Raw genomic sequence first — 8,897 nt, 5'->3', positions numbered from 1 at the left:
ACCGATGCCGCGGGCCGGATCCCACGGAACTGTGCCCGGGCGGAAGGGCGTCCGGCCGGTCCCACGCTCACGCGGTCACGCGCGGACGGCTGCCGTCGGGTGGAGGCGCCCGGGCCCCTTCCCGCAGGCCACGAGCGCCGGTTCACGGGGCGTCAGGTGTGTTCACGAGGCCCATGGCACCGGGCTGTCGCGGACCGGACCCACGAGCGGTACCGATTGCCTGATCAAAATCGGGTGCGGTTAACATATGAGCACCGCCTAGCTCGAAAGATGGACTTGTGACTGCCACCGAGGACTCGTTCACCAATTGGAAGACCCGCGAGGAGATCGCGGAGTCGATGATCCCGATCATCGGGAAGCTGCACCGGGAGCGGGACGTCACGATCCTGCTCCACAGCCGCTCCCTGGTGAACAAGTCGGTGGTCAGCATCCTCAAGACCCACCGGTTCGCCCGGCAGATAGCCGGCGAGGAGCTCTCCGTCACCGAGACGCTGCCGTTCCTGCACGCTCTCTCCGCGCTCGACCTCGGCCCGTCGCAGATCGACATCGGCATGCTCGCCGCGACGTACCGGACCGACGGCCGAGGCCTGTCGGTGGACGACTTCACCGCCGAGGCCGTGGCCGGGGCGACCGGTGCCAACAAGACGGAGCGGCGCGAGGCACGTGACGTGGTCCTCTACGGATTCGGCCGCATCGGCCGCCTCCTGGCCCGCCTGCTCATCGAGAAGACCGGTTCCGGGAACGGCCTGCGACTGCGCGCCATCGTCGTACGCCAGGGTGCCGGACAGGACATCGTGAAGCGCGCCTCGCTCCTGCGCCGCGACTCCATCCACGGCCAGTTCCAGGGCACGATCACCGTCGACGAGGCGAACAGCAGGATCATCGCCAACGGCAACGAGATCCAGGTGATCTACTCCGACGACCCGACGACGGTGGACTACACGGCGCACGGCATCAAGGACGCCGTCCTCATCGACAACACAGGCCGCTGGCGCGACCGCGAGGGCCTGTCCAAGCACCTTCAGCCGGGCATCGCGAAGGTCGTGCTGACCGCACCCGGCAAGGGTGACGTCCCCAACGTCGTGCACGGCGTCAACCACGACACGATCAAGCCGGAGGAGCAGATCATCTCCTGCGCCTCCTGCACCACCAACGCCATCGTCCCCCCGCTCAAGGCGATGGCGGACGAGTACGGCGTGCTGCGCGGCCATGTGGAGACCGTCCACTCCTTCACCAACGATCAGAACCTCCTGGACAACTACCACAACTCGGACCGCCGCGGCCGCTCGGCGCCGCTCAACATGGTCATCACCGAGACGGGCGCCGCGTCCGCCGTCACCAAGGCGCTGCCCGACCTCAGGGCGAAGATCACCGGCAGCTCCATCCGGGTCCCGGTGCCGGACGTCTCGATCGCGATCCTGAACCTCCAGCTCGCACGCGGCACCAGCCGCGAGGAAGTCCTCGATTACCTCCGCAACGTGTCACTGACCTCGCCGCTCAGGCGTCAGATCGACTTCATCACCGCTCCCGACGCGGTGTCGAGCGACTTCATCGGCTCCCGTCACGCCTCGATCGTCGATGCCGGAGCCACCAAGGTCGAGGGCGACAACGCGATCCTCTACCTCTGGTACGACAACGAATTCGGTTACTCCTCCCAGGTCATCCGGGTCGTCCAGCACGTCTCCGGCGTCGAGTACCCGACCTACCCGGCTCCGGCGGCCTGATCCCTCCGGCCGGGGCTCCCGGCGCGGCGCCGGGGGCCCCGGCCGGTTCCACGACGGGCCGAGCCGGTACCCGTACGCGGTGGGGACCGGCGCGTGTCCCCGTGCACGGCCGGGCCGCCTCACAGCTCGGCGGGCCGGCCGTCGCTCATGTCCGGGCGGCGGCCCCGGCGGAAGCTGCCGGAGTCAGTCGAGGCCGGCCTCTTCCACGTCGGGCAGCGGCTGTTCGGCCCAGATGGTCTTGCCCGTGCCGGTGTAGCGGGTCCCCCAGCGCTCGGTGAGACCGGCGACGAGCAGGAGGCCGCGGCCGCCCTCGTCGAAGATCCGGGCGCGGCGCAGATGGGGAGCGGTGCTGCTGCCGTCGAAGACCTCGCAGATGAGCGCGGTGTCCCGGATGAGGCGGAGCCGGATCGGATCGCCGCCGTAGCGGATGGCGTTGGTGACCAGTTCGCTGACGACCAGTTCGGTGGTGAACACGGCGTCGTCCAGACCCCATGCCCTCAGCTGGGCGGAGGCGCGTGTGCGGGCGTCCGACACGACGGCGGGGTCGGCGGCCAGGTCCCACGAGGCGTAGTGGCCCGCGTCCAGACGGCGGGTCCGGGCCAGCAGCAGGGCGACGTCGTCGTCCGGCTGCTCGGGAACCAGTACGTCCATGACGGTGTCGCAGGCCTCTTCGAGGGAGTGCGAGGGGCGGCCGAGCAGGTCGCGCAGTTCGGCGAGGGCGGAATCGACGTCCCCGCCCGCCCTCTCGATCAGTCCGTCCGTGTACAGGGCCAGCCAACTGCCTTCGGACAGCTCGAACTCGGCCGCTCGGAAGGCCGGGCCGCCCACTCCCAACGGCGGGCCGGAGGGCAGCCGCAACTGTTCGACGGTGCCGTCGGGGCGGACCAGCATCGGCTCGGGGTGGCCGGCTCCGGCCATCGTGCAGCATCCGGCCGCCGGGTCGTACACGGCGTACAGGCAGGTCGCCCCGGCGACCCTCGCACCGTCCGCAGGCTGCTCCCGGTCGAGCGTCAGAACCAGCTCGTCGAGCTGTGTGAGCAGTTCCTCGGGCGCCAGGTCGACGTCGGCGAGGGTCCGCACGGCGGTGCGGAGCCTTCCCATGGTCGCCGAGGCGTGGAGCCCGTGGCCGACGACGTCACCGACGACCAGGGCGACCCGGGCGCCGGACAGCGGGATGACGTCGAACCAGTCCCCTCCGACACCGGCACCGTCGGTGTTCGGGAGATAGCGCGCGGTGACCTCGACAGCTTGCTGACGGGCGGCCCGGCGGGGCAGCAGGCTGCGCTGCAGGGCCAGTGCCGTGGCCCGCTCGCGGGTGTAGCGGCGGGCGTTGTCGACGCAGACGGCCGCTCGCGAGACCAGCTCGGCGGCGAGCTGCAGATCCGCCGTGCCGAACCCCCCGGGGGTCCGGTGGCGGCAGAACAGCACGATACCGAGGGTGACGCCGCGTGCCTGCAGCGGAACGACCAGTACCGAGTGGATCGCGTTGTCACGCATGCTCCGCGTCCGTGCCGGTTCATCCGCCGCCCACCGCCGCAGGGCCTCTTCGTCGACGGTGTGGCGCGAGGGCTCCCCGGCGGTCAGAGCGCGGCCCACGACGGAGTCCCGGTCGTACTCATGGATCTCGCCGAGCGGGACGACCGATTCGGGGCATCCTTCGAGCACCGACCTCTGGGCCACCCGGTGGAAGGAGATCCTGTCCCGGTGCGCCACGGAGCGCGCCTCGTCGCCGGCCAGTACCTCGGCGAGCAGGTCGACGGTCACGAAGTCGGCGAAGTCCTCGATGCCGAGCTCCGCCAGCTCCTCGGCGGTGCGGCCCACGTCGAGGGTGCTGCCGATGCGCATACTGGCCTTGTTCAGTGCGGCCAGGCGCCGGCGCGCCCAGAACTGGTCGGTCGTGTCGAGCGTCACGACGGACACGCCCTGGACCCGGCCGACGGCATCGCGTACGGGTGACATCGCCGCCTGCCAGATGTGCTCGCTGCCCTGCACCATGAGGTGCGTCTCGTAGGGTTCGCCCTTGCCCGTCCTCAGCACCCGCTCGACGGCTTCGGCGAGCCCTTCCCCGCCTTCCAGGAACAGCCCTGGCTCGATCTCCCCGGGCAGCAGCCCGACCAGGGACGCCTCGGGCCTGCCGACCGAACTCGCCGCCGCCGCGTTGGCCATGGCGAGCAGCTGTTCCCGGCCGAAGTAGGCCACCGGTACCGGCAGCTGCTCCAGGATCGCGCAGCGCACTTCCTCGGACGCCCCGCGGGCGGGCCGTCCGCCCGCAGCCGCCGGTGCGGTCCCGCCACTGCCGGCGGGCGGGTTCCGGCGCTCCGCCTCGTCCATGCTCACGGGCCCCTCACTCGTCCTCCCCGCCTGGGCAGGTCGCCCACGAACACGCATATGCGACCTTTGTTCAAGAATGCCCCTGCGCGGCCCCGCTCTCAACCGGCCCCGTGCCCGCGACGGCGAGCGGGCCACCGGTGTGGAACGCCAGCTTCGCGAAGCGTTCGCCGATACGGCGGTGTGTGGCGGCGTCGGGGTGCAGTGCGTCGGGGAGAGGCAGCTCTTCGGAGTCCGCCTCGCCGTAGAGCTCGCGGCCGTCGAGGTAATGCAGATTCGGGTCCTCGGCCGCCCGCTGCTCGACGATGCGGGCGAGTTCGTCCCTGATGGTGCTCAGGGTGAGCTTTCCGGCAGCTGTTTCCGCAGGGTCTCCCGCGGCACGGAAGTTCAGCTTCCCCTCGCCCAGGGCGCTGTGGTCGAGCGCGCTGGGGCCAGGGGTGTGCTCGTGGATGGGGCACAGGACGGGTGAGACCACCAGCAGCGGCGTGGCGGGGTGGCCTTCACGGATCGTGTCGAGGAAGCCGTGCACGGCCGGGGTGAAGGCGCGCAGGCGCATCACGTCGGTGTTCACGAGATTGATGCCGATCTTGACGCTGATGCGGTCGGCCGGGGTGTCGCGCAGGGCGCGGGCGGTGAACGGGTCGAGCAGCGCACTGCCGGCGAACCCCAGGTTGACCAGCTCCACGCCGCCGAGAGCGGCGGCCAGCGCAGGCCAGGTGGTGGTGGGACCCGCGGCGTCGGAGCCGTGGCTGATCGAGCTGCCGTGGTGCAGCCACACCGCGCGGCCCCGGTCCGGGACCGGCTCGACAGGGGCGTCGGTGCGCAGGGCGACCAGCTCGGTGGTCTCGTTGTGCGGCAGCCAGATCTCGATGTCCTTCATGTCCCCGGACAGGCCGCTGAAGCGCAGGGTGCCCGCCGACCCCGGCAGGACCTCGGCGGACCCGGCGTTCATGTCGATGGTCAGGGTGTTGCCTCCGGACACAGCGGCCCTGTCCGTGAGGCGGCCGTCGACCAGCAGCTCGTAGACCCCGTCCGGGCGGGGCGGAGCCCCCACGTACGCCCGCTTGGTGGGCAGGGTGTCCAGCTCCACGACGGTCGCCCGGGTGCGGATGGCGAGCCGCACGCCGGAGGGCTGGGACTCGGCCATGGCGAGCCGGCCGTCGGTGTTCTGGGCACGGGCACGGGCGGGCAGCCGGTGCGGCAGCACGCCGTGCTCGGTGCGCTCCAGGTCCAGGGCTCCGCGCAGGAGGTCCCCGGTGAGCGGGGTGGCTGTCAGTCCGGGGTGGGTGCTCATCTTCCGCTTCCTGTTCCGGTGTCCGGCTGTGTCGCGAGGAGCTGTCAGGAGGCGGGCCAGTTCCGCAGCAGGGCGTCGAGAGCGTCGAGGACCCGTGACCAGGTCTCCTGCGTGCCGGGGGCGCTGTGGCTGAAGCTTCCGCCCGCTTCCAGGCTGATGTAGCCGTGGAAGACGCTGCCCAGCAGCCGGACGGCGTGGGTCTGGTCCGGCTCCGTCAGGTCGTAGCCGCGCAGGATCGCCCGCGTCATCCGGGCGTGCCTGACGCCCGCACTGGCGGCGACAGTGTCCGGGTCGAGCCTGAGCTGGGCCGCGGCGTAGCGGCCCGGGTGCTCCCTGGCGTAGTCGCGGTAGGCGTTCGCGAACGCCTCCAGCGCGTCCTTGCCCGCCCGCCCGGCCAGGGCGGCGGTGACACGGTCGGCGAGCTCCTCCAGGGCCAGCAGGGCGATCCTCGTCCTGAGGTCCTGGGAGCCCTTCAGATGCGAGTAGAGACTCGCGTCCTTCACGCCGAACTGCCGGGCGAGTGCCGCGACGGTCACTTTGTCGAAGCCGGCCTCGTCGGCCATCTCCGCTCCGGCCCGCACAAGGCGCTCTGCCGTCAGTCCTGCTCGTGCCACGGTCACCGTCCCCTCAGGAAGCCCCATCATGCATCTGCCTAGGAGCATTAGGCAAATAACCGACCTCCCTAAGAACGAGATCGGGCGGACGCCCGCCCCGTCGGTCCGGCGTCCGGGGTCCGTGCGTAAGGGGCCGGGGCCGGGCGCATCGCGGCGAGGGGGGCTCGGGCCGCCCGGGCGGACGGTGACGTGGGGCCGGAAGGCCGGGTGAAGGCCGGCTTTCTGCGATATCGCGTGCGCACGGCGCCCCGCACGGAGAGGTGCGGCGGGCGCCGCGAAAAGCCGGCCGCCCATGTGTACGGGCCGCGTCAAGAATTCACCCGGCCCCGTATGGAGCCCGTCAAAGGCGCTCAGCGCGCGACCGGCCTCGCGGTTTGCTTTTGTCCGGCCGCACCGGCCGACTCCCATCCGTTCACTTCACACAGGAGCTCACGATGGCCGATCCGGCCTTCGTCGCCACCACGATCGCGGTCTTCGCACTGGTGGCCCTCATCGCACGGGGGGTGACGAAGCTGTGACCGCCGAGAACACCGCAGGCCTGGTCGTGGCCGTCTCCTTGCTGGTTCACCTCGTCCTCGCGCTCGTGCACCCGGAGAGGTTCTGAAGCTCGATATGAGCCCCGTAACAGCTGGTGTGCTCCAACTGCTCGCGCTGATTTTCGCGCTCGCCCTGGCATACCGCCCACTCGGTGACCACATGGCCCGGGTCTACTCCTCGGAAAAGCATTACAGGCCGGAGAAATGGATTTACCGTGCCATCGGAGCCGACCCTTCGGCCTCGATGCAATGGCTCGCCTATCTGCGTGGCGTGCTCGCCTTCTCCGCGGTGGGCGTCCTGCTTCTCTACGTGCTTCAGCGCCTGCAGGGGTCCCTGCCCGGTTCCCTCGGCTTCGTGCCGATCGACCCGGACCAGGCGTTCAACACCGCCGCGTCCTTCGTGGCGAACACCAACTGGCAGTCCTATTACGGCGAACAGGCCATGGGCCACGTCGTGCAGACGGGCGGCCTCGCGGTGCAGAACTTCGTCTCGGCCGCTGTCGGCATGGCTGTGGCCGTGGCCCTCGTACGCGGGTTCTCGCGCTCCCGGACCGGTGGACTCGGCAACTTCTGGACGGACCTGGTGCGCGGCACCGTGCGCGTCCTGCTGCCGATCGCCGTGATCGGGGCGATCGTGCTGGTCGCGTGCGGTGTCATCCAGAATTTCTCCGGCATCCACGAGGTCGGGCAGTTCACGGGCGGCACCCAGCAGTGGAACGGCGGCGCGGTCGCCTCCCAGGAGGTCATCAAGGAGCTGGGGACGAACGGCGGCGGCTACTTCAACGCCAACTCCGCCCACCCCTTCGAGAATCCGATACCCTTCTCCAACCTGTTCGAGATCTTCCTGCTCCTTCTGATCCCGTTCGCACTGACGCGCACATTCGGCCGCATGGTCGGCGACCTGCGCCAGGGCTACGCGCTCCTCGCCACGATGGCCGTCATCTGGGTCGGTTTCACCGCGCTGATGATGTGGGCGGAGTTCACCCACCACGGCCCCGCTCCCGAGATCGCCGGCGGCGCGATGGAGGGCAAGGAGACCCGTTTCGGCATCGCCGGATCCTCGATCTTCGCCGTGGCGACCACCCTTACGTCGACCGGCGCGGTCAACTCCTTCCACTCGTCGTACACGGGCCTGGGAGGCGGCATCACCATGCTGGGCATGCAGCTGGGCGAGATCGCCCCGGGCGGTGTCGGATCCGGCCTCTACGGCATGCTGATCATGGCGGTCATCGCGGTGTTCATCGCCGGCCTGATGGTCGGCCGCACCCCCGAGTACCTCGGCAAGAAGATCGGCATACGTCAGACGAAGCTCGCGGCGTGCTACATCCTGATCACCCCTGCACTGGTTCTCTGCTTCACCGCGGTGGCGATGGCGCTGCCCACCCCGGCCGACTCGATGACCAACAGCGGCGCACACGGATTCTCCGAGGTCCTCTACGCCTACACCTCCGGCGCCAACAACAACGGCTCCGCCTTCGCCGGGCTCGACGCCGACACCCAGTGGTTCAACACCACCCTCGGCATCACGATGCTGCTCGGCCGCTTCCTGCCCATCGTGTTCGTCCTGGCCCTGGCCGGTTCGCTCGCCGCGCAGCACCCCGTCCCCGCCACAGCGGGGACCCTGCGTACCGACAAGCCCCTCTACGCGGGCCTGCTCGTCGGCACGATCCTCATCCTCACCGGTCTGACCTACTTCCCGGCCCTGGCACTGGGTCCGCTCGCCGAAGGACTCGCCTCATGAGCACCGACACCCCCACCCGTGCCCCGCACGAGGACCTGTCCGGCAGCGGCCCGGCCCCGTCAGGCCGTGCCGGCGGGGGCCTGTTCGACCCGAAGCAACTGCTCAGGTCCTTCCCGGACGCGGTGAAGAAGCTCGATCCGCGCGTCATGATCAAATCCCCGGTCATGTTCGTGGTGTTCGTCGGCTCGGTGGTCACCACCCTTCTGGCGCTCCGGAATCCGGGGGACGGGTTCGGCTGGGCCATCGCGGTCTGGCTGTGGCTGACCACGGTCTTCGCCAACCTCGCCGAGGCCGTCGCCGAGGGACGCGGCAAGGCCCAGGCCGACACGCTGCGCAAGGCCAGGGCCGGCACGTCGGCCCGCCGTCTGGACGGCCGTCACGAGGAGGAGGTGCCCGGCACCGAACTGCGCGTCGGTGATCTGGTCGTCTGTGAGGCCGGCGACGTCGTCCCCGGCGACGGTGACGTCGTCGAGGGGGTCGCATCCGTCGACGAGTCCGCCATCACCGGTGAATCCGCCCCGGTCATCCGGGAGTCCGGCGGCGACCGCAGTGCCGTCACCGGCGGCACGAAGGTGCTCTCCGACCGGGTCGTCGTGCGGATCACCGCCAAGCCCGGTGAGACCTTCATCGACCGCATGATCGCCCTGGTCGAGGGCGCCG

The 8,897-nt window shown here is 70.3% G+C and carries 6 protein-coding genes and 1 pseudogene; 4 read left to right on the top strand and 3 right to left on the bottom strand.

Features of this window, described 5'->3' with window-relative positions; all coding sequences use genetic code 11:
- Positions 1–278 precede the first annotated feature (278 nt).
- Entirely contained in the window at positions 279–1,724 is a 1,446-nt protein-coding gene (locus VN520_RS15225) for a glyceraldehyde-3-phosphate dehydrogenase (protein WP_325747448.1), read from the top strand.
- Positions 1,725–1,907: 183 nt separating this feature from the next.
- Here the strand turns inward: VN520_RS15225 and VN520_RS15220 are convergent, their stop codons facing one another.
- The 3 genes from VN520_RS15220 to VN520_RS15210 form a co-directional block, all read right to left on the bottom strand.
- Positions 1,908–4,055 (bottom strand): SpoIIE family protein phosphatase, encoded by a 2,148-nt coding sequence (locus VN520_RS15220; RefSeq protein WP_325747449.1) that lies wholly within the window; start codon positions 4,053–4,055, stop codon positions 1,908–1,910.
- 70 nt (positions 4,056–4,125) lie between these two features.
- Positions 4,126–5,346 carry a GDSL-type esterase/lipase family protein gene (locus tag VN520_RS15215; protein ID WP_325747447.1) on the bottom strand — a complete coding sequence of 407 codons (1,221 nt, stop codon included), beginning with the start codon at positions 5,344–5,346 and terminating at the stop codon, positions 4,126–4,128.
- 44 nt (positions 5,347–5,390) lie between these two features.
- Positions 5,391–5,960 carry a TetR/AcrR family transcriptional regulator gene (locus VN520_RS15210; RefSeq protein WP_325747446.1) on the bottom strand — a complete coding sequence of 190 codons (570 nt, stop codon included), beginning with the start codon at positions 5,958–5,960 and terminating at the stop codon, positions 5,391–5,393.
- A 292-nt stretch (positions 5,961–6,252) separates the two neighbouring features.
- Between VN520_RS15210 and VN520_RS39640 the strand changes: the two genes are divergently transcribed.
- The 3 genes and pseudogenes from VN520_RS39640 to VN520_RS15195 all read left to right on the top strand — a co-directional run.
- Positions 6,253–6,564 carry a potassium-transporting ATPase subunit F gene (locus VN520_RS39640; protein ID WP_414719851.1) on the top strand — a complete coding sequence of 104 codons (312 nt, stop codon included), beginning with the start codon at positions 6,253–6,255 and terminating at the stop codon, positions 6,562–6,564.
- A gap of 8 nt (positions 6,565–6,572) precedes the next feature.
- On the top strand, positions 6,573–8,237 hold the full coding sequence (gene kdpA / locus VN520_RS15200; protein WP_325747444.1) for a potassium-transporting ATPase subunit KdpA: 1,665 nt from the start codon (positions 6,573–6,575) through the stop codon (positions 8,235–8,237).
- Positions 8,234–8,897: pseudogene (locus tag VN520_RS15195) on the top strand (potassium-transporting ATPase subunit B); the annotation flags it as partial. The gene kdpA and the pseudogene VN520_RS15195, both read left to right, overlap by 4 nt.

It is taken from the genome of Streptomyces sp. (assembly GCF_035563135.1).
Classification (GTDB): domain Bacteria; phylum Actinomycetota; class Actinomycetes; order Streptomycetales; family Streptomycetaceae; genus Streptomyces.
Note: the sequence above shows the minus strand (reverse complement) of the source record. Positions and strands in the feature narration are given on the sequence as shown.